Source organism: Aeromonas salmonicida, assembly GCF_028355655.1.
Taxonomy (GTDB): Bacteria; Pseudomonadota; Gammaproteobacteria; order Enterobacterales; family Aeromonadaceae; genus Aeromonas; species Aeromonas salmonicida.
The window spans coordinates 588,438-613,334 of record NZ_CP110645.1 but is presented as its reverse complement, the minus strand read 5'-3'; the positions used below and the strand labels follow the sequence as shown (position 1 = coordinate 613,334).

The following is a 24,897-nucleotide window of genomic DNA, read 5'->3' as shown; positions in this document are numbered from 1 at the left end:
TGAATGTCTGCCAGCGCCAGCCCGAATAAGCCGGGTATCGGCACCAACTGGCAGGACGCCTGGAGTGCGTTGAACTGAGCCAGTTCTGAAAGTCGAGAGCGGACCTTGATTCTGCCAGCGCCAGCCCGAATAAGCCGGGTATCGGCACCAACTGGCAGGATGCCTGGATTGCGCTGAACGGATACGTACAAGCGCGGCAAATAAAAAAAGCGTCCCCCGAACGGGGACGCCTGAAAGGTCAAACCTTGCGGTTTGCGGACCAACGGAACCAGGACTTCACGCTTCACACACTTCACTTTTCTCAGCACACTTTTCACTCTTTCAACAGGATTACCCCTGCCACTTGCCCCCTTCCACTATCACGTCGTTGGGGTCGGTATCGGCGCTCAACTTGTCGCGCACATACTGGTCGTAGAGCTTGAGCAGGTACTTCTCTTCACCCAGCTTGGCGAGGCGCTCGTTGACCCAGTCACGCAGCTCGATATTGCCCTTCTTCACCGCTGGCGCGATTGGGTCTTCCGCCCCCAGCTTCTCGGGCAGCACCCGGTAGCCCGGATTCTCCTTGGCCCAGCTGAACAGCACCAGATTGTCCTGGGCGTAGGCATCACCACGGCCCTGAGCCAGCGCCTGCAGGGATTCGGTATTCTTCTCGAACTTGAGCACCTTCCAATCTGGATGATTGCGGGTCAGCCAGATGTCGGCCGTGGTGCCAGTAGTGACAATCAGGGTCTTGTCCGCCAGATCGCCTAATCCCTTGGCCGGGCTCCCTTCCGGCACCAGCACCTGTACCGCCACTCGCAGGTTCGGGTTGGTGAAATCCACCACCTCGCGCCGCTCCGGCGTCACCGTCATGTTGGCGAGGATCAGATCCACCTTGTCGCTCTGCAGGAAGGGGATGCGGCTGGCGGGCTCCACCGCCACGAACTCGACCTTGTTCTCATCTCCCAGCAGATCCTTGGCGAAACGGCGACCGAGATCGGTATCGAAGCCCACGTAGTTCCCCTTCTCATCCACGTAGCCGAAGGGGGGCTTGTCGGTGAAGACGCCGACGATGAGCTTGTCGCGCGCCTTGATCTTGTCGAGGGAACCGTCCGCCGCATGGGCTGCGCCGCTGGCAAGGCCCAGGCCGATCAGGGCACTGAACAGAACCGAGGTGATTTTTTTCATGCTGACTCCTTTCGTTTGATGACATCTGTATAAGAAAACTTGGCGAGGAACTGGCGCGCACGCTGGCTCCTGGGGTTGTCGAAAAAGACGCGGGGGGCGGCCTGCTCCAGAATGTGGCCGCCATCCATGAAGACGATGCGATCCGCCACCGCCCGGGCGAACGCCATCTCGTGGGTGACGATAAGCAGTGTCATGCCGCTGCCGGCGAGATCCCGCAACACTTCCAGCACCTCCTGCACCATTTCGGGGTCGAGGGCGGCGGTCACCTCGTCAAACAGCATCACCTGGGGGTTCATGCACAGAGCCCGCACTATGGCGATGCGTTGCTGCTGGCCGCCGGAGAGCTCGTGCGGATAGGCGTGGCGCTTCTCCCACAGACCGATGCGGGTCAACAGCTGCTCCGCCTGCAGCAGGGCCTCCTGCCGCTCCCGTTTTTGCACCTGAAGGGGGCCTAGCAGCACGTTCTCCAGCACAGTCAGGTTGGGGAAGAGGTGATAGCTCTGGAACACCATGCCGATACGCTGGCGCACCCGCTGCCAGTCGGTGGCACCATCCAGCAGCACGCCGTCGAAGCGGATCTCACCGCCCTGAATCGGCTCGAGCCCGTTGAGGGTGCGCAGCAGTGTGCTCTTGCCGCAGCCGCTTGGCCCCAGGATGACGATCACCTCACCGGCGCGCACGCTGAGGCTAACCTTGTCCAGCACCCGGTTTGGGCCGAATTGTTTGCTGACGAGCTCAAGTTCAAGCAGAGGTGTCATACCGCATTACCCCATTTTTGCTCCAGCCGGCGCGAGGCCAGCGAGAGCGGATAGCAGACCAGAAAGAAGAACATAAACAGCAAGCCGTAGATGAGCACGGAAGCATAGGTGCGCTCTATGATCTGCTGGCCCACCTTGATCACCTCCACCACCCCGATCAGCACCGCCAGCGAGCTGGTCTTGATGATGCGGGTGTAAATGTTGATGGTCGGCGGCGTCAGCCGCTGCAGCGCCTGGGGCAACAACACATGGCGATAGAGCTGCCAGGTCGAGAGTCCGAGCGCCAACCCAGCCTCCTGCTGACCACGGGCCAAGGATCCCAGGCCGCCGCGCACCACTTCCCCCACCTCGCTGGCGCCCCAAAGGGCGAGTACCAGCACTGCGCACCAGAAGGCCGGAATATCGAGGCCGAAGAAGATCGGCAACCCGAAGAAGAAGAGGTAGAGCCACACCAGCACGGGCACCACCCTAAACAGCTCCAGATAAACCCGCAGCGAGCCCAGAGTCAGTCGTCCGCCCTGTTGCGCCAGCACGCCGTAAGCGACACCGCCGAGGGTTGCAAACAGGATGGCGAGCAGGGAGATGGCAAGGGTCTGACCCGCGCCAATTGCCAGCAGCGGCAGGGCTTGGCCCAGCAACTCAGTGACCGAACTGACCATATTGAACCCTCCTTTCTACGGCTCGCAGGGCCGGTGACGACGATGACAGGGCGCTCCGCTCGCTCATCAGGAGCCATGCTTGCTCAAGTGACTCAGTGACCGAACTGACCATATTGAACCCTCCTTTCTACGGCTTGCAGGGCCAGTGACGACGATGACAGGGCGCTCCGCTCGCTCATCAGGAGCCATGCTTGCTCAAGTGACTCAGTGACCGAACTGACCATGTTGCAGCCTCCTTTCCAGAGCCCGCAGGGCCAGTGATAACGGCAAGAAGATCAGCACGCACATCAGGGTCAGCACAGCCAGCATCTCGTAGGTCTTGTAGTAGAGGGCTATGTAGTTCTTGGTGGTGTAGAGCAGCTCGGGCACCGCCACCGCCGAGGCCACTGTCGTCTCCTTGAGCAGGAAGATGAAGTTGGCAAACAGCGCCGGCAGGCTGGCAAGCCAGGCCTGGGGCAGTTGCACATGGCGCAGCAGTTGCCAGCGGGAGAGGCCAATGGCCCGGCCCGCTTCCAGCTGGCTGGTGGGCACGGCCTGGATACCTGCTCTCAGCGCCTCGGTCAGATAGCCGCCACCGAGGAAGGTCATGGCGATCACCGCAGTGGCAAAACCTGACAGCGATAGCCCCAGCGCCGGCAGCCCGAAGTAGAGAAAGAACAGCTGGATCAGCAGCGGTGTGTTGCGGGCCAGCTCCACATAGCCGCGGATGAACGCGGCGAGCAGTGGCTTTTGCAAGCTCAGCAGGGCCACGTTGAGCAGGGCCACCCCCAGCGACGTAAAGATCACCATGGCGCCCAGTTGCAGTGTGACCCAGACCGCCTTGCCGAACGCGGGCAGGGTGCCGAGGATAAAAGACCAGTCGAACGTCATGCCGGTATCCTCCCGTCACGGCGTAGTCGCTGGGGCAACACAGTGATTGCATCCGGGTACTTGATCCCAGCCCCCGTATTGAGCACGACGACCTGCTCACCCCCCTTGATCCAGCCACTCTCCCGCAGTTGGCGGGCGGCGGCGAAAGCCGCAGCCCCTTCCGGGCAGACAAAGCTCCCCTCCAGGGACGCAAGTTGGCGGATCTCTGCCTTAATCGCCCTGTCATCCACAGCGATGGCACAACCATTGGTACGATAGAGCGCATCGAGCACCAGAAAATCTCCCAGCGCCTTGGGCACATTGATGCCGAAGGCCAGGGTCTGGGAATCCGGCCAGAAGCTCGACTCGCTGGCACCTTGCTGCCAGGCCTGCACTATGGGTGCGCAACCACTGGCCTGCACCGCCACCAGTCGGGGCAGGTCCCCTTTAACCCAGCCCAATTCCTGCAACTCACGGAGCGCCTTGTAGATGCCGATGAGGCCGACCCCGCCGCCTGTGGGGTAGATGATTACATCTGGCAACTTCCAACCCAGCTGTTCGGCGATCTCCAGCCCCATTGTCTTCTTGCCTTCGATCCGATAGGGCTCCTTCAGGGTAGAGGCATCAAACAGGGATTGATCCACCACAGCCTGAGCGACTTGGCGGCCCGCATCGCTGATGAGGCCATCCACCAGATAAAGACGCGCACCCGCCAGGGATGTCTCCAAGCGGGTAATGGCCGGGGCTTCCTGTGGCATGACTATGGTGCTGCGCAGGCCGGTACGGGCACCATAAAGAGCCCATGCGGCTCCAGCATTGCCGTTGGTGGGCATGGCAAAATGGGTGACACCGAGTTCACGAGCACGGGAAATGCCAACGGCTGCGCCACGGGCCTTGAAGGATCCGGTGGGGATGATGCTCTCATCCTTCATCCAGAGATCCGGAATGCCGACCTGCTTGCCCAGTGCGCGCAAGGGCAACAAGGGTGTCAGTCCTTCCCCCAGTGTCACCACCTGGGCGGGGTCACGCACCGGCAGCAGCTCGTGATAACGCCACAGGGTGGCAGGACGTCCTAGCAGAGCGGCCGGATGCCAAACCTTCTTCAGGGCCTCGAGATCGTAGCTGGCTAGCAGGGGGGCCCCCACCTGGCTCAGTTGCTGGGGCTGATCGGCATCATGGATATCGCCGGTCTTGCTGCAACGCAGATGTGATAGGTAGCTGTACGGCATGCTTTATCCTGAATATGTCGGCTGTTGTCAGTCACTTGTTCCATCCTGTAACCAAAGTGCGTGATAACAAACGAAGTAAAGCGGCAAACCTAAGCGAAAAAATTCATATGAGGCCCTTGGTGACCGCCATGTGTGTCACTGGCCTGCGCGCCCTCGCCGCCAACAAAACGGGGAGCCACTGGCTCCCCGTTTCACATCGTCTGGCAAGGTTCAGATCTGGTAGTCGATGACAGGCTCACCGCCCATGGCGCGGGCCTGAATGTCTGCCAGCGCCAGCTCCGGATTGCAGAGCTGGATAAATTGCCAGGCGAAGTTGTGCTGGAACTGCCCCTGCTTGAGCCCGATCCAGGCGGTGTGTGGCGCAAAAAGACGGCTGCCGTCAAGCTGCACCAGCCCCCTGTCGCGCTGGGTATCGAATGCCATGTCCGCCAATATGCCGACCCCCATCTCCAGCTCGACATAGGTCTTGATGACGTCCGAATCCTGGGCAGTCAGCAGTATCTGCGGCGTGATCCCCGCTTCGGCAAACGCCTCATCCACCCGCGCCCGTCCGGTCAAGCCGGCCTGATAGGTGATGATGGGCCAGTGTGCCAGCGCCGCCAGTGTCAGCTCCCGCTCGGCGGTGAGGGGGTGCTGCTCGGGCACCACTATGTTGTGGTGCCAGCGGTAGTAGGGAAACGCCACCACCCCTTCGCTCTTGTCGAGCCGCTCGCTGCTGATGCCGATATCCACCTCGCCGGTCTGCACCAGCCGCACTATCTCCTCAGGGCTGCCCTGACGCAGCTCCAGTTGCACCAGCGGGAACTGTTCGCGAAACGCCTTTACCACCCGCGGCAGGGCGTAACGGGCCTGGGTGTGAGTGGTTGCCACCAGCAGCCTGCCGGACTCGCGGTTGGCAAAGGTGCTGGCCAGTTTGCGGATATTGTTGGCGTCATTGAGGATGCGCTCGGCGATCACCAGCAACTCCTTGCCCGGCTCCGTCATGCCGAGCAGCCGCTTGCCGTAGCGGATGAACAGCTCTATCCCCAGCTCCTCCTCCAGCTCGCGAATATGGCGGCTGACCCCGGACTGGGAGGTAAACAGGGCATTGGCCACCTCGGTCAGGTTGTAATCCCGCCGCGCCGCCTCCCGTATAATGCGTAACTGCTGAAAATTCACGCCATCGCCTCCTGCGCTGACTGGCCGGTCGGGTTGGTCCCGCCGCCGTTTTTGTTATTGCCAGCCCGACCCTGTGCCGGACTGCAAGCCTGATACGGTTATCGCGATAAGAGGGTCACGCCCTGATCCTGTCGGTTGGCAAGGGTGGCGGCGAGTCGCTCTCGCCTGGATGCAAACCCTGGCCATCAAATCTGGTAGTCCGGATAAAGCTGGGCCTGCCTGGCCACCAGCCGCACCCCCTGCCCCGGGGCAAATGCCCTGGCCGCCTCTTTGCTCAATTCGGCCTCGAAGTGTGCACCGTTTGTATCCCCAATGCCACGCAACTCCACTCGGATACGGGGCCCCATGGGCAGCAGTCGGGTGATGGTGGCGCGGATCCCCCCGCAGGCATCCGCAGGCACTATCTCCAGCTCGTGGGGACGCACATAGGCGATGGCTGCACTGCCCTCCGCCAGATGGGAACTGATGGGCCCTCCCAGCCACTGTTCGCCAATGCCAAGCCCCTGACCTGCCACCCGACCGCGAAACAGGTTCACGCTGCCGAGAAAGCTGTGCACAAAGGCACTGGCGGGCTGGTCATAGACCTCGGCCGGTGTGCCTATCTGCTCGACCCGGCCGGCGTTCATCAGCACCACCCGATCCGCCACCTCCAGCGCCTCCTCCTGATCGTGGGTCACGAACAGGCTGGTGACATGCAACTCGTCATGCAGTTCGCGCAACCAGCGGCGCAGCTCCTTGCGTACCTGGGCATCGAGGGCACCGAAGGGCTCATCCAGCAGCAACACCTTGGGTTGCACTGCCAGGGCGCGGGCCAGGGCGACCCGCTGGCGCTGACCGCCGGAGAGCTGGGTCGGGTGGCGATCGGCCACATGGCTGAGCTGCACCAGATCCAGCAGCTCCTTGACCCGGGCGCGGATGACCGCCTCGGTGGGACGCTCTGACCTCGGCTTGACCCGCAAGCCAAATGCCACGTTCTCGAACACCGTCATGTGGCGAAACAGGGCGTAGTGCTGGAACACGAAACCCACGTTGCGCTCACGCACATCAAGGTCGGTTGCATGCTCACCGCGGATGATGACGTGGCCAGCGTCGGCCTGCTCCAGCCCGGCTATGATGCGCAGCAAGGTGGTTTTGCCACAGCCGGAGGGCCCCAGCAGCGCCACCAGCTCGCCATCGTGAAAGTCGAGGTTGATGTCGGCCAGCGCCGCGTACTGATTGAAATGCTTGTTGAGCCCTTGAACCTGAATGCTCATAGATGCCTCTTTTCAATAATCGTTATATCGAGATCAATGGGGTATGGGGCCCGGCAGGTCGCGCAGCCGGGCCTCTCTCGCAATATCAGTGGGGCTTGTCAGGCTGCCCACGTAGCCGGGCCAGCAGGGTTTCGCCCAGCAGGGTGAAGATCCCGAACAGCGCCAGCAGGCTTGCCACCGCGAAGGCGGCGCCGGTCTGGTACTCGTTGTAGAGGATCTCGATATGCAGCGGCAGGGTATTGGTCTGGCCGCGAATATGGCCGGAGACCACCGACACGGCCCCAAACTCCCCCACAGCACGGGCGGTACAGAGCAGCAGGCCATACATCAGGCTCCAGCGGATGCCGGGCAGGGTCACTCGCCAGAACATTTGCAAACCGCTCGCCCCCAGCATGATGGCCGCCTCCTCCTCTTCCGGGCCACGGGCCTCCATCTGGGGCAGCAGCTCGCGCACCACGAAGGGCACAGTAATGAAGGTGGTGGCCAGAATGATGCCCGGGGTGGCGAAGATGACCTTGATGTCGTGCTCGCTCAGCCAGTCGCCAAACCAGCCGCGACTGCCGAACAGCAGCACCAGCATGAGCCCGGCGATCACCGGCGAGACAGAGAACGGCAGGTCGATGAGGGTGATGAGCAGCTGCCGACCGGGGAAGCGGAAGCGGGCTATGGCCCAGGCCGCCGCCAGCCCGAACAGCAGGTTGAGGGGCACGGCGCAAAGCGTGACCAGGGCGGTCAAGCCCAGGGCGCTCAGGGCATCCGGCTCGCTGATGGCGTGCCAGAAGAAGGTGAGGCCCGGGCTCAGCGCCTGAATGAAGACGGTGGCCAGCGGCAACAGCAGCAGAGCGGCAAACCAGCCCAGTCCAAGGGCAATGAGCAGCCATTTGACCCAGACTGGCTCACGAGTGACGGAAGGGTGGCGGGCCAGCGGGGCTGGCGCCACACCCTGGACCAGATCCAGTGTCGAGTTGGATGCGCTCATACGCGAGTCCCTCCTATGCGTGCCCAGCTCCAGGCCTGCAACTTGTTGATGAGCAATAACAAAATAAATGAGACCAGCAGCATGACCACGGCGATGGCAGAAGCACCTGCATAGTCGTACTCCTCCAGATGACTCATGATCATCAGGGGGGCAATTTCGGAAACCATGGGCAGGTTGCCGGCGATAAAGATGACGGAGCCGTACTCCCCCACGCCACGGGCAAACGCCAGGGCAAAACCTGTGAGCAGTGCCGGGATCAGGGTTGGCCACAGCACGCGCAAAAAGGTTTGCCAGCGGTCAGCCCCCAGGCTGGCGGCGGCCTCTTCCTGTTCCGTCTCTGCCTCCCGCAGCACTGGCTGCAGGGTGCGGACCACGAAAGGCAACCCGATGAAGGTGAGGGCAATCACCACGCCGATGGGGTTGTAGGCAAGCTCTATGCCCAGTGGGGCGACCCACTGCCCGATCCAGCCGTTGGGGGCGAAGATGGCGCACAGGGCAATACCGGAGACGGCGGTAGGCATGGCGAACGGCAGATCGATCAGCGCATCCACCAGCCGGCGACCGGGGAAGCTGTAACGCACCAGTACCCAGGCGAGGATCAGGCCAAACAGGCTGTTCAGCAGCGCCGCGATGAAAGCGGCACCGAAACTCAGGCGAAAGGAGGCAAGCACCCGGGGTGAGCCGATCACCTGCCAGAATTCCCCCGCAGTAAGATTGTTCACCGCGAACAACACCAGCGCCGAGAGCGGCAGCAGTACCAGGATACCGAGATAGAGCAGGCTGAAGCCAAGGGTCGGACCAAAGCCTGGCAAGACGGAGTAAGAACCAAATCGCATAACGCTTCCGTTTGTTATGAAAAACATTCGATACAGCGATTCTGCGCACGCCTGTTTGAGACAACAAACACCAATAACGCCTTTGCTAAGCACTTTTTTATCTAACCAGGGCGGCACTGGTTTTTAGCGCCATAAAATGAAAAAAAGGTCTTTTATATAAATAAAAGACCTAAAAAATGGAGCGTCGTGCAATGTACCAAGCAATCAAAATCAGGCTGTTGTCATGTCGGGTGCTCTCTCTCCTTCTCTGCAAATTGAACGGGTATTGGCAACACTTTCACCGAAAACTGAGGGCCGTGCGTCGCTCCCACACAGCAGGCGCAGGCTCGACCACCATCTCGGCCCGGCGATAGAGGGTGCCGAGCAGGTTGAGTCCCAGGCTCCACTCCCCATGACCGGACTGGGCATTGATATGGCCCACCTCACCGGCATCGAACAGCGGCACCTGCCACTGGCGACTCCAGTATTCGGCTCGCTCGAAACTGAGCCAGGGATCGTTGCGACTGGCGATCAGCTGGGCCGATACCTTGAGCGAACCGGCCAGCGCCTCATCCACTATGCCGAAATGGGCAGGATCCGCCGGCGCCACGATAAAGAGCGAGGCCACCTTGTCAGGCTGCTGGCGCGCCGCCGTGATGGCCGCCAGGGCGCCGAAGGAGTGGGCCACCAGATGGGCCCGGCCGCGCCGGCTGCGCAGCTTGCTCGCCAGCTTGGCGCTCCAGACCGTCAGGTCCGGCTTGTCCCACGGCAGGCCAACCATGCGCTGCCAGTGGGGGAAATATTGATGCCAGCGGCTCTGCCAATGATCCGGCCCACTGTTGTGCAGACCGGGAACCAGGAGGATCTTGTTCATCTTGGTGCTCCTATCAGCTGGCACAGGGGCCAGTGCGGGGTGAACATGCCACAAGGAAGCAGGGGGCCTTAGCCGCCCGGCTGGTAAATCTGGTCAAACAGCCCGCCTTGGGCGAAGTGCTTCTGCTGGGCCTTGTCCCAGTCCCCTTCCAGATCCTTGACGGTAAACAGGGTCAGTTGCGGGAACTGGGCTGCCGTCTCCTTCTGGATCGCCGGATTGCTGGGGCGGTAGTGGTACTTGGCGATGATGCGCTGCCCCTCGTCAGAGTAGAGATACTCAAGGTACCCCTTGGCGACAGCCTCGGTGCCATGCTTCCTGGCCACCTTGTCGACCACGGCCACCGGAGGCTCCGCCAGGATGGAGACCGACGGCACCACTAGTTCAAACTTGTCGCTGTTGCCCGCCTGACCCAGCACCAGCAGGGCTTCGTTTTCCCACGCCAGCAAGACATCGCCGAGACCGCGCTCGATAAAGCTGGTGGTGGCACCACGGGCCCCTGAATCCAGCACCTTGACGTTCTTGAACAGATCGCCGACGAACTGTTTGGCCCCCTCCTCACTGCCGCTTTTCTTCAGGGCATAGCCCCAGGCCGCCAGGTAGTTCCAGCGCGCCCCGCCGGAGGTCTTGGGGTTGGGGGTGACGATGGCCACATCCTTGCGCACCAGATCGCCCCAATCCTTGATCTGCTTGGGATTGTCCTTGCGCACCAGGAAGACGATGGTGGAGGTGTAGGGGGACGCGTTGTTGGCAAGGCGACTCTGCCAGTCGGCGGCGATAAGCCCCTCCTTGGCGATGGCATCGACGTCATAGGCCAGCGCCAGCGACACCAGATCCGCCTCCAGCCCATCCACCACGGCCCGCGCCTGCTTGCCGGAACCACCGTGAGACTGGCTCACCACCACATCGTCACCCGTCTTCGCTTTCCACTCTTTGGCAAAGGCGGCGTTGTACTCCTGGAACAGCTCGCGGGTCGGATCGTAGGAGACGTTGAGCAGACGTATCTCGGCGGCATTGGCCTGACCGAGGGCCAACAGGGAGAGCAGGGTCAGGGCTGTCATTCGTAGTTTCATGGTGATACTCCATATCCTTGGGTTGAATGCAGCATGCCGCGGGCTTGTTATGCCGAGAACCAAGAAATAACGCTTTGCTTATCTCTTTTGCTCATATCAATCCGCCGTACGGCCACACTCGCACACTCTGTGAGCCATGCCTCTCTGCCCCGGTACAGCCTGTGCCATCATGGGTTCAAGGCAATCACACAGCGAAAAGGAAGTCGTTATGTGGATCAATGCAGACCCCGTCAATGGCGCCCTGGTGTCGCTGGCCATCGGCCTCATCATAGGACTGGAGCGTGGCTGGCAGGTGCGCCAGCTGGGGGACAACCAGCGCATCGCCGGGATGCGAACCTATGGCCTCATAGGCCTGCTCGGCGGCGTCTGCGCCCTGCTGCTGCCGACTCTGGGCCCCTGGCTGCCGCTGCTCGGCCTGCTGGCGGTGGTGATCGGCTGCGGCCTCTCGGTCTGGCTGGCCCAGCGCTGGCAGGGGGAGTTCGGCCTCACCAGCTCGGTGGCCATGCTGCTCACTTATCTGCTGGGGCTGATGTCCGTGCTGCTCAGCCCGAGCGAAGCGGTGGCCTGCGCCGTGCTGGCCGCCCTCTTGATGGGGCTCAAGGGCAAGATCCAGCAAGGGATGCTGTTTCTGAGCGAGACCGAATTCCACGCCACACTGCGCTTTCTGCTTATCTCCCTGGTGCTGCTGCCGGTGCTGCCCAACGAGGAGATGGGGCCCCTCGATGCCTTCAACCCCTTCAAGATCTGGCTGATGGTAGTGGTGATCGCCGGCATCTCGTTTTGTGGCCACTTCGCGGTGCGTCTGCTCGGCACCCGCGCCGGGCTGGTGCTCACCAGCATGCTGGCGGGGCTCGCCTCCTCTACCGCTCTCACCTTGCAGTTTGCCCGCCTCAACAAGGAACAGGGCGGGCTGGAGCGGCTGCTGGCCACCGGCATACTGTTGGCGGGGGCCACCATGTGGGTGCGGCTGCTGGTGCTAGTATTGCTGATCCACAAGGAGCTGGCGATGCGCCTCGCAGCTCCCCTGCTGCTGCTGGCAGTCATTGTCTACGGCTTTGCATTCTGGTTCTGGCGCCAGCGGGAAGCGCTGACCGACGGGCCAGTGCAGCCCAGAACCAGCAATCCGCTGGATCTCGCCACCGCCATCAAGTTCGGCCTGCTGCTGGCGCTGATAGGTTTCATGGCAACACTGTTGCAAAGCCGGGTGGGTGACTCGGGTGTCTATCTGCTGGCACTGGTGTCGGGGATCACGGACGTGGACGCCATTACCCTGTCGCTCTCCCAGCTCTCCCACAAGGAGCTGGGGCTGGAGGTCGCGGCCCGGGGCATACTGCTGGCAGGGCTGGTCAACTCGCTGGTGAAAGGCGTGTTGGCACTGGGTATTGGCGGGCGCCGGCTGGGACTCATGGTGCTGCTGCCCTATCTGGTTTCTGCCCTGCTGGTCCTGCCGCTCATCTGGCCAAGCGCCTGATCTTGCAGCAAGTGACAGCCTGACGCTGCAAGACGGGTGGCGTATACTGGCTCCTCTTGGCACATGAGGAGAGACGAGCATGGCAAGCGACTGGGACAAGATACTGGCGGGCGGCGCCCTGGATAGCCAGAGCGAGGAGATAGCGGATGACAGGATCCGGGGTCAGGCGCTGCTGGCACAACTCAATGCATCATCCGCCGGGGATCACCCCCTGCGCCAGCGCCTGTGCGGCGAGCTGTTCGGCCACTGTCCCGCCTCCAGCTGGATAAGCACTCCTTTCACCTGTGAATTTGGCCGCAATATCCACATAGGCGAGCAGACCTTCTTCAACTTCAACGTCACCATTCTCGACGTGGGTGAAGTGCATATCGGCAGCCATGTGCTGCTGGCCCCCAACGTGCAGATCTACACGGCCACCCACAGCATGGATTACCTGGAACGCCGCAACTGGACCGCTTACAACCAGCCGGTACACATAGGCGATGACTGCTGGATTGGCGGCGGCGCCATCATCTGCCCCGGTGTCACCATAGGGGCGCGTTCCATCATAGGGGCTGGCGCCGTGGTCACTCGCGACATCCCCGCCGACTCGGTGGCAGTAGGCAACCCCGCTCGCGTGATCCGCAGTCTGAGCCCTGACGCCCCCCGTGGCTGGGAGCTGGCACTGTGATCTGGCTCGCCCTGTTTCCCCTGCTCTGGACCGCCTGGCTTGGCCTTGTTGACGCCAACTGGTGGCCGCTCGCCATCCTCACCACCATGAGCCTGCTGACGGTACTGGCCTACGCCCACGACAAGCGGCAGGCCATTCGCGGCGGCTGGCGCATCCCCGAATCTCGCCTTCATCTGCTGGAGCTGTGCGGTGGCTGGCCCGGGGCGCTGGTCGCCCGTCACTGGCTGCGCCACAAGACCCAGAAGGGCAGCTACCGGCTGGTGTTCTGGTTTATCGTGCTGCTGCACCTCACCCTGTGGGGACTCTGGCTGGGACGCCCCCTCTGGCAGGGGGCCTGAGGGGACAAGACCCGCTACCACGACAAACATGGCTGGCATCCAGTTCCTGGCAACTGATGGCATAAGCCCGGGTATCACAGGGCTCATGCTCACCACCAGAGCGGGCATTGCGGCCCCTCACCGGGTATGAGACAACAGGGCCATTTCTCGCATATTTATCGACAAGGAGTCACTCATGACCATGTGGACAGGCATAGTCCTGATCGTCTTTATCAGCATGCTGTTCGGCTATCTCACCAAACGTGCCCGCTACCAGCTGGGAGATGCCCGCATCACTGACCGCCTCGGCAAGCAGGATGTAATCATCAACAAATTGCAGGAGCGTATTGCCAACCTGGAAGCCATCGTCATCGAAGAGGAGAAGCATCGCCCCTTCAAGGACCTCTGATCCGGCGACCTCGGCGGCAAACCGGCCAGCCTGGCGCTGCAAGGGTTTGCCGCTTCTCCCGCAATCCTTCCTCTCCCCCATATAGCCCCAAAAACTAAATTCACAGCAGGATCAGGACCCTGTCTTAGATTGCTGAATTTTTCGCCAAGCTGGCTCAATCCCTGCTCTGTCATTGTCATCAGCCGTACCGGAGAGTGACATCATGATCAGCACCCTGCTTCCCATCGCCTCGATAGCCCTCAAGCTGGGCAGCTATCTGCTGAGCAGCAACGCCAAAGCCCAGCCCGAACCTGAGCCGGTACAGGAAGAACGCCTGCCCCCCACAGTCCAGAGCCTGTTCCAGCGGCTGGGGGTCAAGGATGCCGACAGCGAGCAGAACCGCCCCGCCATCAACCAGTTTATGAGCGAACTGATGCAGACCCTGGGTCAGGAAAACAATGGCCACTCTCTGACCGAGGCCATAGACACAGCCCGCAACCAGCTCGCCAACGGCACCCAGAGCACCCGCTTGGATGCCCTGCAAAGCAGACTCGATACCCTCAAGGGCACACTGGGCAGCAGCAACCTCAATCTGGATCAACTGCTAAGCGCCTTCAAGCAGACCCTGCCCAATGGCAAGGGCGAAGGGGTAGGCAAGCTGCTCAATGCCAGTGCCTGATTGAAAATAAATACATAAAAACGGCAACCTCGGGGGTTGCCGTTTTTATTGAGACCAGACGGGATAATCTATTGCTGTGGTAGCGACTGTGGTGGGCTCAACATAGACTCTGCCATCTCTACCTGCCCGCGCGCTTGCAAGGTGTCTGCCGCGCCCTGACGATCCGCCTCCGCCTTGTTTTGACTCAGTTTGAACTTGCCGACCAGCTCGGTTATCTCGATTTCGATACCAACAACAGCCTGCACCATGGCCTCAATATATTCCCTCGGCGCATCCGCCATCTTCCAGGGGGCAGACTCGATGGCCTCATGAGTGCGGGTCAGGTTCGCCAGCAGACGGCGAACGAAGCGCGCATCATCGTGGATACGAATTCGGCCGTGGGCGTGTACCACGCTGTAATTCCAGGTCGGCACCTGCTGGTGATGCACTTGCTTGCTCGGATACCAGCTGGGGGAGATATAGGCATCTGCAGCCTTGAAGATCACCAACACCTCGTCGCCATTGCTGGCCTCCTGCCAGAGCGGGTTGTTGCGGGCGACATGGGCGCGCAATACGCCCTGCTCCCCACTCCCGGCATCCAGCTCGAACGGCAGATGGTTCGAATCCAGCCCCCGCTCACCGTGGGTGATCAGGGCCCCCAGCGGATGGGCCAGGATCAGTTGATGCAGCGACGCGAGGTCGGGCGTTTCGAAATGGGATGGCAGATACATGCAGGCTCCTTTATCCGGGGTGGTGTGTCCGTACGCAATGCCTCGAGATCATGCCCCGCTAGGCGAGCGCAGTCATCTCGAATCTGCCTGCCGATATCCTACGAGAACCTTGATCGTATGCGGCTGGCAACGACCATCAAGCGCCAAACACCAGCACTTCAGTGCAAACCAGGTTTAACGCCGCATGCAGGTGAAATGACGAGTGAGGACATGGATCCCCCTCATGTCGTCGTCACCCACTCAGGCTGGAACGCCTTTGGCGAGATAACCAATGTGATAGACGTCGGCCCCTGCCGGTATCGTCGGCGGCAGCGACGGCAGGAAATCCACCTCCAACCATTGCCAACGGGAAACATCCCATCCGCTCAGCATGGCCCCGGTGTGCAGCTCGGCCAGGCTGCAATGCGGCGCAATGCGGGTGCGCCGCAAGATGGCCACCCTGGCCTGGTCAAGCGCCTCCATCTGCGGGGCTGACAGCAGATGCCAGGTCTCGATATGGGGCCAGCCAAAGTGCCTGGTGAGCGCCGCGAAGCCCTCGCTGACAAGGAAACTGTTCATCGCCTCGACGCTTTCCCACACATAGAAGGGGGCATAGCGATTCTCCCTGCATGGCAGCGCGGCCTCGTCATGGCGGCCATAGAGATAGGCCTTGAACAGCAAGCCGGGGAAGCCGTCGAGTTTGGTGCCATTGTTGGCGATACGCTCTTCGATAAGCCCCATGTCGTAATCCGCCGGCAGGGTGAATCTGTAATGCATGGCGATCATAAGATCACCCCCTGCCGAAACATCAGACCCCGTCCGAAACTCCACTCCTCGCTGCCATTCAGCTGAATGACCACCATGAGGTTGTCGGGGTGAATGTCCATGTCTGCGTGCAGACGCTCGGCAAGCCGCTCATAGAGCCGCTGCTTGACCTCAGTGCTGCGCGGCCTCCCCGCCAGGATCTGGAAGAGGATGAAGTCTCCGTCCCGCTGGCCGGTCTGATAGTGGGGATGATAAACAAGCGCCTTGGCTGGCAAAGCCTCCAGGATCTGGAATTTGTCCTCCCGCGGTACATCAAACACCTCCACCAGGGTCTCATGATAGAGGTCTGAGAGCTGTTGCAGGCGCGCGTCACTCATCCCCTCGCGCAGAGTGATACGGGTCAGCGGCATGGGTGTGGATCCTCACGGCTGGGCAGGTAGCTCACGGCGGTGACCGCCGCAGGCAATCCGGCGTAGAAAGCGAGATGGGTGAACAGCTCCTCCAGCTGCTCCCGTGTCAGGCCGTTTTGCTGGGCAAACGCTATGTGCCACGGCAGCTGTTGCACCCGGCCCAGCGATGCCAGTATGGCCAGGGTGATCAGGCTGCGTTCGCGCGCAGATAATGCGGGCCGCTGCCAGATATCGCCAAACAGCGTCTCTTCCGCCAGCTGGGACAATCTCGGCGCTGCCCGCGCCAGGTCGTCACGATCAAGAACAGGATGGGTCATGGCAATCTCCTTGGTTGGTGAAGCCACTCTCTATCACTGCTACAATTTTAAAAATCAAAACGTTCAAGACAAACAATCCCGATTATCAGGACTATCATGCAACCCCTTCCCCTGAACCTGGATCTCGATGCTCTGCGCAGTTATGTCCTTGGGCTGGACTGTGGCAGCTTTGCGCTGGCGGCGCAGCGGCTGTGCCGTTCCACCTCGGCGGTCAGCGCCCAGTTGAAAAAACTCGAACAGCAATGCGGTACCGAACTGGTCATGAAAAGGGGTCGCCACCTGGTCCCGACGGCCAGTGGCGAACGACTGCTGGGATATGCCAAACGGCTGCTGGAGCTCAATGACGAAGCCGTGCTTGCCCTGAAAGGGGAACTGCTGCAAGGGGAGATCAGGCTGGGAGTTCAGGAAGACTTTGGTGAATCCCTACTGCCCGCCGTGCTGGGCCCCCTCTGTCGTCAGCACCCCGCGCTTCGCATGACGACGCGCATCGATCGCAATGCACAGCTGATGAAAGGGATCAGGGAGGGAACCCTCGACATGGCCCTGGCCTGGCAGCACCCGGAAGAGAGGATGGACGCCCATCTCATCGACTTGGTGACACTCCAATGGATTGCTCACCCGAACTGGGATCCGGCGCCCCTGCTGGCACGCGGAGAGCCCTTGCCCCTGGTGCTCTTCGATGCCCCCTGCCTGATGCGTTCACGAGCCCTCAAGGCTCTGGACGATGCAGGTATCCCGTGGCGCATCGCCTTCACCAGCCAGAGCCTGGGCGGGATCTGGGCGGCCTTGCAGGCAGGGCTCGGGATCACAGTGCGCTCTGCCATCGGTATGCCGGCGTCTCTCTCCCCGTTGGCCGATGTGCTGCCGTCGCCGGGCACGCTGGGGGTCGTACTGCTGGGAGCAGGCCATGGATCCGGTGAGGCCGAACGCCAGTTGCAAAGCCTGCTCACCCAGGCCGTGCAGCGGGCCCATGCCACGCACCAGAGCTGAAGATACGGTCTCTTTTTCCTGGCATCTGGGCAGGCAATCTCCCTCCCCTTTATTCATCATCAGGCAAACAAAAAACGGCGACCCCTGGGGTTGCCGTTTTGCTTTCTTCTTCGAATGACAAGCCGGTGGGGTTAACCCGCCCGCTTGACCAGCCACTGTTCGGCAGCGGTGAGGGCCGCATCCACCAGCTCGCGGGCGACGCCACCCTTGGCGACTCGCTTGGCCAGCGTCGCTTCCAGCTCCAGGTTGGGATAGACATCCTCGCCGATAACGGGACTGAAGCGCTGGAACTCGGGCAGCGAGAGATCTTCCAGCGGCTTTTTCACCTCAAGCGCATAAACCACTGTCTCGCCGACGATATGGTGCGCCTCACGGAAAGGAATGCCCTTGGCCACCAGATAGTCCGCCAGCTCGGTGGCATTGGCATAGCCACCCTGGGCCGCCGCCTTGGTGCGCTCGACGTTCACCTTCAGGTCGATCAGCACCAACGCAGCCATGTCGAGGCAGTCGTGCCAGGTGTCGAGGGCATCGAACAGCCCTTCCTTGTCTTCCTGCATGTCCTTGTTGTAGGCCAGCGGCAGCGCCTTCAGGCTCATCAGCATGCCCATCTGGGCGCCAACCACCCGCCCTGTCTTGCCACGAATGAGCTCAAGCGCATCCGGGTTCTTCTTCTGCGGCATCAGGGAGGAACCCGAGGTGACCGCATCGGAGAGCTCGACAAAGCCCGCCTCGCCGGTGTTGTAGAAGATGAGGTCTTCGGCAAAGCGCGACAGGTGGGTCATGGAGAGGGACGCCACGTGCATCAGTTCCACCACGTGATCCCTGTCCGACACCGAATCCAGGCTGTTGCGGGTCGCGCCGCCAAAGCCCATGTCCAGCGCCAGCGCTTCACGGTCGATGGCATAGGCGGTACCCGCCAGGGCGCCGCAGCCGAGCGGGCTGGTGTCTAGCCGTTTCAAAGCATCCTGCAGACGGGAATAGTCCCGCTCCAGCATCTCCACATAGGCCAGCGCCCAGTGGGCGAAGGTAACGGGCTGGGCGCGCTGCAAATGGGTGTAGCCCGGCAGCACGGCAGCCTGATTGGCACGTGCAGAGGCGACCAGCCCGGCTTGCAGGGCACTGATGGAACCGAGCAGCAGCTCCCCTTGCGCCTTGCACCAGAGTTTCAGGTCGGTGGCGACCTGATCGTTGCGCGAGCGGCCGGTGTGCAGCTTCTTGCCAAGATCGCCGACGGCGGCGATGAGCTGACTTTCGACCCAGGAGTGAATATCTTCGGCATCGGAATTGAGGATCTGGTGGGGATCCTGCTGCACCGAGGCGAGCAGCACTTCCATCGCCTGTTGCAGCTTTCCTTGCTCGTCGGCGGTCAATACGCCCACTTTCACCAGCGCCTTGGCCCAGGCCATGGAGCCCTGGATATCCTGCTCCGCCAGCCGGTAATCGAACCGCAGCGAATCGTTGAACTGCTTGAACCGGCTATCGGCTCCCTGACTGAAGCGTCCACCCCAAAGTGCCATACTGCTCTCCTTGAATGCGTTGTCGGCGGCGTCTGGCGCCGTCGAGCTTGAAATCGTGCCCTGTTTTTCTGCGAGCCTGTTATCTCACAGAAGCGGCCGAGGCGCTGCCGCTCTGCTCACACCCCACCATATGGGAGGGCTGATAAAAGAGGGGGCCATGCCCCCTCACCAGTATCAACGGATTGGCGTCAGCTTAGCCGTGGGTATGGTCACCGCCGATCGCCTGATGCTGCTCCTTCATGGCGCGGATCCGGCTGGCCAGGGTGTAGAGACGGATAAAGCCTTCTGCATGGCTCTGGTCATACACTTCATCGGCACCGAAGGTGGCGAAGTCTTCGGAGTAGAGGCTGTTCGGCGACTTCTTCTGCACCGCAGTGACCTGACCCTTGTACATCTTCAGAATGACTTCACCGTCGAGATCCTCGGCGATGGCATTGGCGGAGGCGACGATGGCCTTGCACAGCGGAGTGAACCAGCGACCGTCATAGACCAGGTGAGAGAACTCGGCACCCAGCTTTTCCCGCCAGGCGCGAGTCGGTCTGTCCAGTACCAGCTCTTCCACCGCGCGCAGTGCCGCCACCATGACGGTGCCGCCCGGAGTTTCGTAGCAGCCACGGGACTTCATGCCCACCATGCGGTTTTCGGTGATGTCGATCCGGCCCACGCCGTGCTTGCCGGCACGCTCGTTCAGGGTGGTCAGGATCTGGTGCGGGCTCAGCGGCTGGTCGTCCACGGCAACCACTTCGCCTTTGGCGACGGTCAGCTTGACGTATTCCGGCTCGTTCGGTGCCTGCTCGGCAGAGACGGTCCACTGCCAGACCGCTTCGGACGGCTCGTTCCAGGTGCTCTCGAGCTCGCCACCCTCGGTGGAGATGTGCCAGGCGTTGGCATCACGGCTGTAGATCTTCTTCAGAGTCGCCTTGCAGGGAATGTCGCGGGCTTCCAGATAGGCCAGCAGATCTTCCCGGGAGCGCATGTCCCACAACCGCCAGGGGGCGATCACTTTCAACTGGGGCGCCAGGGCAGCCACGGCACCTTCAAAACGCACCTGATCGTTGCCCTTGCCGGTACAACCGTGGGAGATGGCATCGGCGCCTTCCGCCAGGGCCGCTTCCACCATCGCCTTGGCAATGATGGGGCGGGCCATCGAGGTGCCCAGCAGGTAGGTGCCTTCATAGACGGCGCCGGTTTTCAGGGTCGGATAGACGTACTCCTTGACGAACTCTTCCCGCAGATCCTTGACGATGCATTTGACCGCGCCGGACGCGATGGCCTTCTGCTCGATTCCTTCCAGATCGTCACGCTCCTGACCCACGTCGGCGACGAAGGCGATGATTTCGGCATCGTAGTGCTCTTTGAGCCAGGGAATGATGGCCGAGGTATCCAGTCCGCCCGAGTAAGCCAGTACGATCTTGTTGATTCCGCTCATTTTACTTCTCTCCATGATGATTCGATAAGGTGTTGTAATTCAGGGTCGGTGGCCGCGTTGCTTATTCCGCTACTTGTTGCCAAGCAGGGTCAGCAGCACGGCGTTCTGGATATGCATCCGGTTCTCTGCCTCATCCATGATGAGGGAAGCAGGCCCGTCCATGACGTCAGAAGTGATCTCCAGCTCCCGGTGCGCCGGCTGGCAATGCAGCACGTGCTGGATGCCGGTGCGCTCAAGCAGGGCTTGGTTGATCTGATAAGGCATGAAGATATCTTTTACCTGCTCCATTGGTGTGTTGTCACCCATGGAGACCCAGGTATCGGTATAAACCACGTCAAATCCTTCAATGTCGCCCACGTCATCGCTGATGTGAATGGTGGCGCCGGAATCGGCCGCCAGCGCCTGGGCCTGTAGGAAGATCTGGGTATCCGGGCCATAGCCTTTCGGGCAGATCAGGGTCACGTCTGTACCCAGGGTCGCTCCCAGCAGCAGCAGAGAGTGGCTGACGTTGTTGCCATCGCCGAGGTAGGCAAGCTTCACCTTCGACAGATCGTCGTAATGCTCGGCAATGGTCATAAAGTCGGCCAGCCCCTGACAGGGGTGGTAAAGATTACACAGGCTGTTGACCACGGGCACAGAGCCGTAGGCTTGCAGGTCAACCAGGGTCTGGTGATCGAATACCCGCGCGACGATGGCGTCACACCAGCGCGACAGGTTGGCGGCGAAATCCTTCACCGATTCCCGCTTGCCCAGGGCGCCGTTCTGTTGATCCAGATAGACGCTGTGGCCACCGAGTCTGGCGATGCCGATGTCGAAGGTGACCCGGGTGCGCAGGGAGGGCTTCTCGAACAATGTGACCACGCTCTTGCCCGCCAGCGCCTGGCTGTACTTCTTCGGGTCGGCCTTGACCGCTTTACCCAGCGCAATCAGCGCCTCGATCTGGGTTTTGTTCAGATCACTGTCTTTCAGAAGATGTTGCATCGGATGTTCCTTGTTCCGGTGGAGATCAAATAGCGACTTGGGTGCCGACCGCGCCGCCAGCCAGCAGCTTGAGCAGCTGATCCGGGTAGCGCCAGCTGGCGACACAGACCGGTTTGCCGAGCGTCTCGGCAGCGTGCAGGGCGGCTTTCACCTTGACCGCCATGCCATCGCTGATCACGCCCTTTTCCATCAGATCCAGTGCAGTTGCCTTGTTCAGCTGCGGCACCAGTTTGCCCTTGCCATCCAGGATGCCGCTCACGTCCGACAGCATCACCAGGTCGGCACCGAGCGCCTCGGCGATGGCGGTGGCAGCCTGATCCGCGTTGACGTTCATCAGCTGGCCGTCGGCCGTGATGCCGATGGAACTCACCACGGGCAGGAACCCCTGCCCCAGAATACCGGTCACCAGCGCCGGGTTGCCCGGCTGGCAATCACCGACCGCACCGAGATCCGGATCGAGCTGGGTCACCTGGCACAGACCGCCATCGGCGAGGCACAGACCCACTGCCGGAATACCGGTGGCGATGGCCTTGGCCATCATCTGCTTGTTGGCCGTCCCGGCCAGCGCACCCGCAATGAAGGGGATCTGCTCGAACGGGGTGACCCGCAGGCCGTTCTTCTTGGTGGAACTCAGGCCCAATCCCTTGAGCAGGTCATCCACCAGACAGCCGCCACCGTGCACCAGCACCAGGGGTCTGTGTTGCTCATCCAGAAACGTTTTGAGGGTGCCGAACAGGGCGGTCAGCGCCTCGTCGTTCTCGATCAGGGCCCCACCCAACTTGATAACCAGTGTCTGCTTGTCCATATCTCTCAATCCTTTCTTAAATCAGGCCGGTGGCCGGGTCAAAACCGAATTTAATATTTATGCATTGCATTGCCTGGGAGGCGGCGCCCTTGAGCAAGTTGTCGATGGCAGAGACCACCACCAGCATATTGCCCTGCTGCTGCCAGGCGATATCGCAGTAGGGAGTGCTTGCCACGCCACGGATGGAGGGCATCTGGCCGGTGAGGCGCACCAGGGGTTTTCCTTCGTAGGCCTTGAGGAAGGCCTGATCCACCTGGGTCGGCGTCACGCCATCCGCCAGCTGCACATAAATGGTGGCCAGGATGCCGCGCACATAGTTGCCAAGGTGGGGCTGAAACAACACCTCCTTGCCCAGGTGGTGGCTGATCTCTGGCTGATGCCTGTGGTTGAAGGTGCCGTAGGGACTCAGGCTCACTTCGCAAAAACTGGTATTGATGGCTGCCTTGCGACCGGCCCCGGAGACGCCGGATACCGCATTGATGATGGGCTGCCATCCCTCGGCAATCAGACCGGCCTGTTGCAACGGTTTGAGAGCGCACAGAGAAGCAGTCGGGTAGCAACCTGGCACAGCAATCAGCTGGGCGGCGGCAATGGCATCGCTGTTCCATTCCGCCAGACCGTAGGCGGCCTGCTCCAGCAACTGCTCGTTCTCGTGGGTGAAGCCGTAGAAGGAGGAGTAGAATTGCTGGTCCTTGACCCGGAAGGCGCCGGAGAGATCGAACACCGGCAGCCCCTTGGCCAGGAACTTGGGTGCGAGCTCGGCACTCACCTCATGGGCGGTCGCCAGCAACACCAGGTCGGCCTGGGTCAGGATCCGGGTCATGCCATCTTCATCCAGCGGCAGCAGCGGCTGATCCAGCGCGCCGACCCACTGGGGATGCAGAGAAGAGAAGCGCTTGTGGGCATCCTGGCTGCCGGCGGAAACATAGAGACCGAACAGCTTGAGTTGAGGATGGTTCTGGACCAGTGCGGCCAGTTCGGCTCCCGCGTAGCCACTGGCACCGACGATAACGGTGTTAAGCATTTTTGAGTATTCCAAGTCAGAGTTCGAAATTCACAGCATGGCGCTGCAGACAGTGCAAGGGGTGAGGAACCGCCCCTTCAATGCAACGAGTGCGGAGGGGCAATTCAGGCGGGGTTGTGTCGTCGGTTATAGATCAGGTGACAGAACATTAACTTTCCCTTACAACTAGAAGCCTTGTTGATGAGCCACGAATTCAGGCAAACTCACAGAATATTCATGCACTCACTTTGCATTTGTATTTTCTAACAGAAACGTTCCGGGGACGCAAGGAGCAGCTGATGGCCAATCTGGATTTTTTTGCACTTTATAAGAATATTATTGCGATTCCCTCTATTAGCAGCACAGATCCGCACTGGGATCAGAGCAACGAGGCGGTGATCCGGCTGCTGGCCGACTGGTTCGGCCAACTCGGCTTTCAGTGTGAAGTGACAGCGCTGCCGGAGCTGCCCGGCAAGTTCAATCTGGTGGCCACCATAGGCCAGGGAGAAGGCGGCCTGCTGCTGGCGGGCCACACGGACACAGTGCCGTTCGACGAAGGGGGCTGGAGCAAGGATCCCTTCAAGGTGACCGAAGAGGGCAACCGCCTCTATGGCCTCGGCACCATCGACATGAAGGGCTTCTTCGCCTTCATAGTGGAAGCGCTCAAAGAGATCGACCTCACCACTCTCACCAAGCCGCTGCGCATTCTGGCCACCGCCGATGAAGAGACCACAATGGCGGGGGCACGCGCCATCGCCGCCGCGGCCGAGATCAAACCCGACTATGCGGTGATCGGCGAACCGACCGGGCTGGTGCCCGTGGTGGCCCACAAGGGCCACATGTCGGAAGCAATCCGTATTACCGGCAAGAGCGGTCACAGCTCGGATCCCGCCAACGGCGTCAATGCGCTGGAGATAATGCATCAGGCCATGGGGCGGGTGCTGCGTCTGCAACTGCGTCTGGAAGAGACCTATGCCGACTACCGGTTCGCGGTGCCGCAACCCACGCTGAATCTGGGATACATACATGGGGGAGACAGCCCGAACCGCATCTGCGGCTGCTGCGAGCTGCACATCGACATGCGTCCCACCCCGCAAGTGGGGCCGGACGAGCTGATGGGCATGCTCAAAGAGGCGCTCGCGCCCATAGAGGTTCACCAGCCGGGCTGCCTGCACCTGCAACACCTGCACGAGCCCATTCCCGCCTATGCCTGCGCGGACGACTCAGTGCTGGTGCGCGAGGCGGAGCAGGCGAGCGGACACAAGGCGGAATCGGTGAACTACTGCACCGAAGCGCCCTTTATCCAGCAGTTGGGATGCCAGACGATAGTGATGGGCCCTGGTCACATAGCCCAGGCCCACCAGCCGGACGAATACCTGGATCTGTCGTTCGTCAAACCCACCACGGCAGTGCTGCAACACCTGATCCGCCGCTTCTGCCTGTAAGCCATAGGGTATGTAAGTAAGTTACTGACAGTCTGCCCGGGACAGGTGAAGGAAATACATGTTCTGAATCGGCCTGTTATTTGACCTTGCGCAGACAATCTGGGTAGATTGTCACCCTAAGATGACGGAGCATATGTTGTAATCACACAACAATAAGTGAGGCTGTCTCTCACCTCGGATGGAGAGAGACACCAACCAGATAAGGATGTG

27 protein-coding genes are annotated in these 24,897 nt (G+C 61.1%); 7 read left to right on the top strand and 20 right to left on the bottom strand.

All coding sequences use genetic code 11. The annotated features are described in order from the left end of the window. Positions 1-330: 330 nt before the first annotated feature. From ONZ54_RS03055 to ONZ54_RS03005, 11 genes are all read right to left on the bottom strand, one after another. Entirely contained in the window at positions 331-1,167 is an 837-nt protein-coding gene (locus ONZ54_RS03055; RefSeq protein WP_234591720.1) for a transporter substrate-binding domain-containing protein, read from the bottom strand. Further along, a complete protein-coding gene (locus ONZ54_RS03050) occupies positions 1,164-1,925 on the bottom strand; it encodes an amino acid ABC transporter ATP-binding protein (protein WP_271787439.1) in 762 nt (253 codons plus the stop codon). The genes ONZ54_RS03055 and ONZ54_RS03050 overlap by 4 nt, the downstream gene beginning before the upstream one ends. Beyond that, the gene (locus ONZ54_RS03045; RefSeq protein WP_271787438.1) at positions 1,922-2,584 is read right to left on the bottom strand and encodes an amino acid ABC transporter permease; all 663 of its coding nucleotides are present in this window, start codon (positions 2,582-2,584) and stop codon (positions 1,922-1,924) included. The genes ONZ54_RS03050 and ONZ54_RS03045 overlap by 4 nt, the downstream gene beginning before the upstream one ends. Positions 2,585-2,788: 204 nt before the next feature. Next, positions 2,789-3,454: an amino acid ABC transporter permease gene (locus ONZ54_RS03040; protein WP_059111774.1), complete on the bottom strand. Its 666-nt coding sequence runs from the start codon at positions 3,452-3,454 to the stop codon at positions 2,789-2,791. Further along, the gene (locus ONZ54_RS03035; RefSeq protein WP_271787437.1) at positions 3,451-4,662 is read right to left on the bottom strand and encodes a threonine synthase; all 1,212 of its coding nucleotides are present in this window, start codon (positions 4,660-4,662) and stop codon (positions 3,451-3,453) included. Before ONZ54_RS03035 ends, ONZ54_RS03040 begins: the two co-directional genes overlap by 4 nt. Before the next feature lie 210 nt (positions 4,663-4,872). After that, positions 4,873-5,820 (bottom strand): HTH-type transcriptional regulator Cbl, encoded by a 948-nt coding sequence (gene cbl, locus ONZ54_RS03030; protein WP_058395371.1) that lies wholly within the window; start codon positions 5,818-5,820, stop codon positions 4,873-4,875. 185 nt (positions 5,821-6,005) lie between these two features. Beyond that, positions 6,006-7,073 carry a sulfate/molybdate ABC transporter ATP-binding protein gene (locus ONZ54_RS03025; RefSeq protein WP_271787436.1) on the bottom strand — a complete coding sequence of 356 codons (1,068 nt, stop codon included), beginning with the start codon at positions 7,071-7,073 and terminating at the stop codon, positions 6,006-6,008. An 85-nt stretch (positions 7,074-7,158) separates the two neighbouring features. Then, positions 7,159-8,052, bottom strand: a complete 894-nt coding sequence (cysW, locus tag ONZ54_RS03020; RefSeq protein WP_017411529.1) for a sulfate ABC transporter permease subunit CysW — start codon at positions 8,050-8,052, stop codon at positions 7,159-7,161. After that, a complete protein-coding gene (gene cysT, locus ONZ54_RS03015; RefSeq protein WP_192896063.1) occupies positions 8,049-8,888 on the bottom strand; it encodes a sulfate ABC transporter permease subunit CysT in 840 nt (279 codons plus the stop codon). The genes cysW and cysT overlap by 4 nt, the downstream gene beginning before the upstream one ends. A gap of 277 nt (positions 8,889-9,165) precedes the next feature. Beyond that, positions 9,166-9,741, bottom strand: coding sequence for an RBBP9/YdeN family alpha/beta hydrolase (locus ONZ54_RS03010; RefSeq protein ID WP_271787435.1), 576 nt, complete (start codon positions 9,739-9,741; stop codon positions 9,166-9,168). 68 nt (positions 9,742-9,809) lie between these two features. After that, positions 9,810-10,811 carry a sulfate ABC transporter substrate-binding protein gene (locus tag ONZ54_RS03005; RefSeq protein WP_271787434.1) on the bottom strand — a complete coding sequence of 334 codons (1,002 nt, stop codon included), beginning with the start codon at positions 10,809-10,811 and terminating at the stop codon, positions 9,810-9,812. Positions 10,812-11,019: 208 nt separating this feature from the next. Between ONZ54_RS03005 and ONZ54_RS03000 the strand changes: the two genes are divergently transcribed. From ONZ54_RS03000 to ONZ54_RS02980, 5 genes are all read left to right on the top strand, one after another. Continuing rightward, on the top strand, positions 11,020-12,282 hold the full coding sequence (locus tag ONZ54_RS03000; RefSeq protein WP_271787433.1) for an MgtC/SapB family protein: 1,263 nt from the start codon (positions 11,020-11,022) through the stop codon (positions 12,280-12,282). 79 nt (positions 12,283-12,361) lie between these two features. Beyond that, on the top strand, positions 12,362-12,952 hold the full coding sequence (locus ONZ54_RS02995; RefSeq protein WP_271787432.1) for a sugar O-acetyltransferase: 591 nt from the start codon (positions 12,362-12,364) through the stop codon (positions 12,950-12,952). Next, the gene (locus ONZ54_RS02990; RefSeq protein WP_058395379.1) at positions 12,949-13,290 is read left to right on the top strand and encodes a DUF1294 domain-containing protein; all 342 of its coding nucleotides are present in this window, start codon (positions 12,949-12,951) and stop codon (positions 13,288-13,290) included. The genes ONZ54_RS02995 and ONZ54_RS02990 overlap by 4 nt, the downstream gene beginning before the upstream one ends. Before the next feature lie 175 nt (positions 13,291-13,465). After that, positions 13,466-13,678, top strand: a complete 213-nt coding sequence (locus ONZ54_RS02985) for a hypothetical protein (protein ID WP_271787431.1) — start codon at positions 13,466-13,468, stop codon at positions 13,676-13,678. Between the two features lie 202 nt (positions 13,679-13,880). After that, positions 13,881-14,336, top strand: coding sequence for a hypothetical protein (locus ONZ54_RS02980; protein ID WP_271787430.1), 456 nt, complete (start codon positions 13,881-13,883; stop codon positions 14,334-14,336). 68 nt (positions 14,337-14,404) lie between these two features. Here ONZ54_RS02980 and ONZ54_RS02975 read toward each other — a convergent pair whose 3' ends face one another. The 4 genes from ONZ54_RS02975 to ONZ54_RS02960 all read right to left on the bottom strand — a co-directional run bounded on the left by ONZ54_RS02975 (position 14,405) and on the right by ONZ54_RS02960 (position 16,517). Then, complete coding sequence (locus ONZ54_RS02975; RefSeq protein WP_271787429.1) at positions 14,405-15,046, bottom strand: FMN-binding negative transcriptional regulator; 642 nt, start codon at positions 15,044-15,046, stop codon at positions 14,405-14,407. Positions 15,047-15,286: 240 nt separating this feature from the next. Beyond that, a complete protein-coding gene (locus tag ONZ54_RS02970; RefSeq protein WP_271787428.1) occupies positions 15,287-15,802 on the bottom strand; it encodes a DUF4865 family protein in 516 nt (171 codons plus the stop codon). A gap of 5 nt (positions 15,803-15,807) precedes the next feature. After that, positions 15,808-16,200, bottom strand: coding sequence for a tautomerase family protein (locus tag ONZ54_RS02965; protein ID WP_265466519.1), 393 nt, complete (start codon positions 16,198-16,200; stop codon positions 15,808-15,810). Continuing rightward, positions 16,191-16,517, bottom strand: coding sequence for a carboxymuconolactone decarboxylase family protein (locus ONZ54_RS02960; protein ID WP_271787427.1), 327 nt, complete (start codon positions 16,515-16,517; stop codon positions 16,191-16,193). The genes ONZ54_RS02965 and ONZ54_RS02960 overlap by 10 nt, the downstream gene beginning before the upstream one ends. 96 nt (positions 16,518-16,613) lie before the next feature. On the opposite strand from ONZ54_RS02960, the gene ONZ54_RS02955 reads away from it, so the two are divergent. Then, complete coding sequence (locus ONZ54_RS02955) at positions 16,614-17,507, top strand: LysR substrate-binding domain-containing protein (RefSeq protein ID WP_125596950.1); 894 nt, start codon at positions 16,614-16,616, stop codon at positions 17,505-17,507. 131 nt (positions 17,508-17,638) lie between these two features. On the opposite strand, the gene argH is transcribed toward ONZ54_RS02955, so the two are convergent. From argH to argC, 5 genes are all read right to left on the bottom strand, one after another. Then, the gene (argH, locus tag ONZ54_RS02950; RefSeq protein ID WP_271787426.1) at positions 17,639-19,024 is read right to left on the bottom strand and encodes an argininosuccinate lyase; all 1,386 of its coding nucleotides are present in this window, start codon (positions 19,022-19,024) and stop codon (positions 17,639-17,641) included. Between the two features lie 193 nt (positions 19,025-19,217). Continuing rightward, a complete protein-coding gene (locus ONZ54_RS02945) occupies positions 19,218-20,453 on the bottom strand; it encodes an argininosuccinate synthase (protein WP_005313759.1) in 1,236 nt (411 codons plus the stop codon). A 69-nt stretch (positions 20,454-20,522) separates the two neighbouring features. Continuing rightward, positions 20,523-21,434 carry an ornithine carbamoyltransferase gene (locus ONZ54_RS02940; protein WP_192896247.1) on the bottom strand — a complete coding sequence of 304 codons (912 nt, stop codon included), beginning with the start codon at positions 21,432-21,434 and terminating at the stop codon, positions 20,523-20,525. A gap of 25 nt (positions 21,435-21,459) precedes the next feature. Beyond that, on the bottom strand, positions 21,460-22,239 hold the full coding sequence (gene argB, locus ONZ54_RS02935) for an acetylglutamate kinase (protein WP_125596956.1): 780 nt from the start codon (positions 22,237-22,239) through the stop codon (positions 21,460-21,462). Between the two features lie 16 nt (positions 22,240-22,255). Next, a complete protein-coding gene (gene argC, locus ONZ54_RS02930; protein ID WP_021139683.1) occupies positions 22,256-23,263 on the bottom strand; it encodes an N-acetyl-gamma-glutamyl-phosphate reductase in 1,008 nt (335 codons plus the stop codon). Between the two features lie 278 nt (positions 23,264-23,541). Here argC and argE point away from each other — a divergent pair, with 278 nt between their 5' ends. Next, the gene (gene argE / locus ONZ54_RS02925) at positions 23,542-24,687 is read left to right on the top strand and encodes an acetylornithine deacetylase (RefSeq protein WP_219593355.1); all 1,146 of its coding nucleotides are present in this window, start codon (positions 23,542-23,544) and stop codon (positions 24,685-24,687) included. Positions 24,688-24,897 lie beyond the last annotated feature (210 nt).

Coding starts and splice junctions, on each gene's coding strand:
- ONZ54_RS03035 (WP_271787437.1), bottom strand. CDS start 4,662: ATGCCGTACAGCTACCTATCACATCTGCGTTGCAGCAAGACCGGCGAT.
- ONZ54_RS02970 (WP_271787428.1), bottom strand. CDS start 15,802: ATGCATTACAGATTCACCCTGCCGGCGGATTACGACATGGGGCTTATC.
- argB (WP_125596956.1), bottom strand. CDS start 22,239: ATGGACAAGCAGACACTGGTTATCAAGTTGGGTGGGGCCCTGATCGAG.
- ONZ54_RS02940 (WP_192896247.1), bottom strand. CDS start 21,434: ATGCAACATCTTCTGAAAGACAGTGATCTGAACAAAACCCAGATCGAG.
- cysT (WP_192896063.1), bottom strand. CDS start 8,888: ATGCGATTTGGTTCTTACTCCGTCTTGCCAGGCTTTGGTCCGACCCTT.
- ONZ54_RS03045 (WP_271787438.1), bottom strand. CDS start 2,584: ATGGTCAGTTCGGTCACTGAGTTGCTGGGCCAAGCCCTGCCGCTGCTG.
- ONZ54_RS02995 (WP_271787432.1), top strand. CDS start 12,362: ATGGCAAGCGACTGGGACAAGATACTGGCGGGCGGCGCCCTGGATAGC.
- ONZ54_RS03005 (WP_271787434.1), bottom strand. CDS start 10,811: ATGAAACTACGAATGACAGCCCTGACCCTGCTCTCCCTGTTGGCCCTC.
- argH (WP_271787426.1), bottom strand. CDS start 19,024: ATGGCACTTTGGGGTGGACGCTTCAGTCAGGGAGCCGATAGCCGGTTC.
- ONZ54_RS02965 (WP_265466519.1), bottom strand. CDS start 16,200: ATGCCGCTGACCCGTATCACTCTGCGCGAGGGGATGAGTGACGCGCGC.
- ONZ54_RS03055 (WP_234591720.1), bottom strand. CDS start 1,167: ATGAAAAAAATCACCTCGGTTCTGTTCAGTGCCCTGATCGGCCTGGGC.
- ONZ54_RS03010 (WP_271787435.1), bottom strand. CDS start 9,741: ATGAACAAGATCCTCCTGGTTCCCGGTCTGCACAACAGTGGGCCGGAT.
- ONZ54_RS02975 (WP_271787429.1), bottom strand. CDS start 15,046: ATGTATCTGCCATCCCATTTCGAAACGCCCGACCTCGCGTCGCTGCAT.
- cysW (WP_017411529.1), bottom strand. CDS start 8,052: ATGAGCGCATCCAACTCGACACTGGATCTGGTCCAGGGTGTGGCGCCA.
- ONZ54_RS02955 (WP_125596950.1), top strand. CDS start 16,614: ATGCAACCCCTTCCCCTGAACCTGGATCTCGATGCTCTGCGCAGTTAT.
- ONZ54_RS02945 (WP_005313759.1), bottom strand. CDS start 20,453: ATGAGCGGAATCAACAAGATCGTACTGGCTTACTCGGGCGGACTGGAT.
- ONZ54_RS02980 (WP_271787430.1), top strand. CDS start 13,881: ATGATCAGCACCCTGCTTCCCATCGCCTCGATAGCCCTCAAGCTGGGC.
- ONZ54_RS03050 (WP_271787439.1), bottom strand. CDS start 1,925: ATGACACCTCTGCTTGAACTTGAGCTCGTCAGCAAACAATTCGGCCCA.
- argC (WP_021139683.1), bottom strand. CDS start 23,263: ATGCTTAACACCGTTATCGTCGGTGCCAGTGGCTACGCGGGAGCCGAA.
- ONZ54_RS03000 (WP_271787433.1), top strand. CDS start 11,020: ATGTGGATCAATGCAGACCCCGTCAATGGCGCCCTGGTGTCGCTGGCC.
- ONZ54_RS03025 (WP_271787436.1), bottom strand. CDS start 7,073: ATGAGCATTCAGGTTCAAGGGCTCAACAAGCATTTCAATCAGTACGCG.
- argE (WP_219593355.1), top strand. CDS start 23,542: ATGGCCAATCTGGATTTTTTTGCACTTTATAAGAATATTATTGCGATT.
- ONZ54_RS02985 (WP_271787431.1), top strand. CDS start 13,466: ATGACCATGTGGACAGGCATAGTCCTGATCGTCTTTATCAGCATGCTG.
- ONZ54_RS03040 (WP_059111774.1), bottom strand. CDS start 3,454: ATGACGTTCGACTGGTCTTTTATCCTCGGCACCCTGCCCGCGTTCGGC.
- ONZ54_RS02960 (WP_271787427.1), bottom strand. CDS start 16,517: ATGACCCATCCTGTTCTTGATCGTGACGACCTGGCGCGGGCAGCGCCG.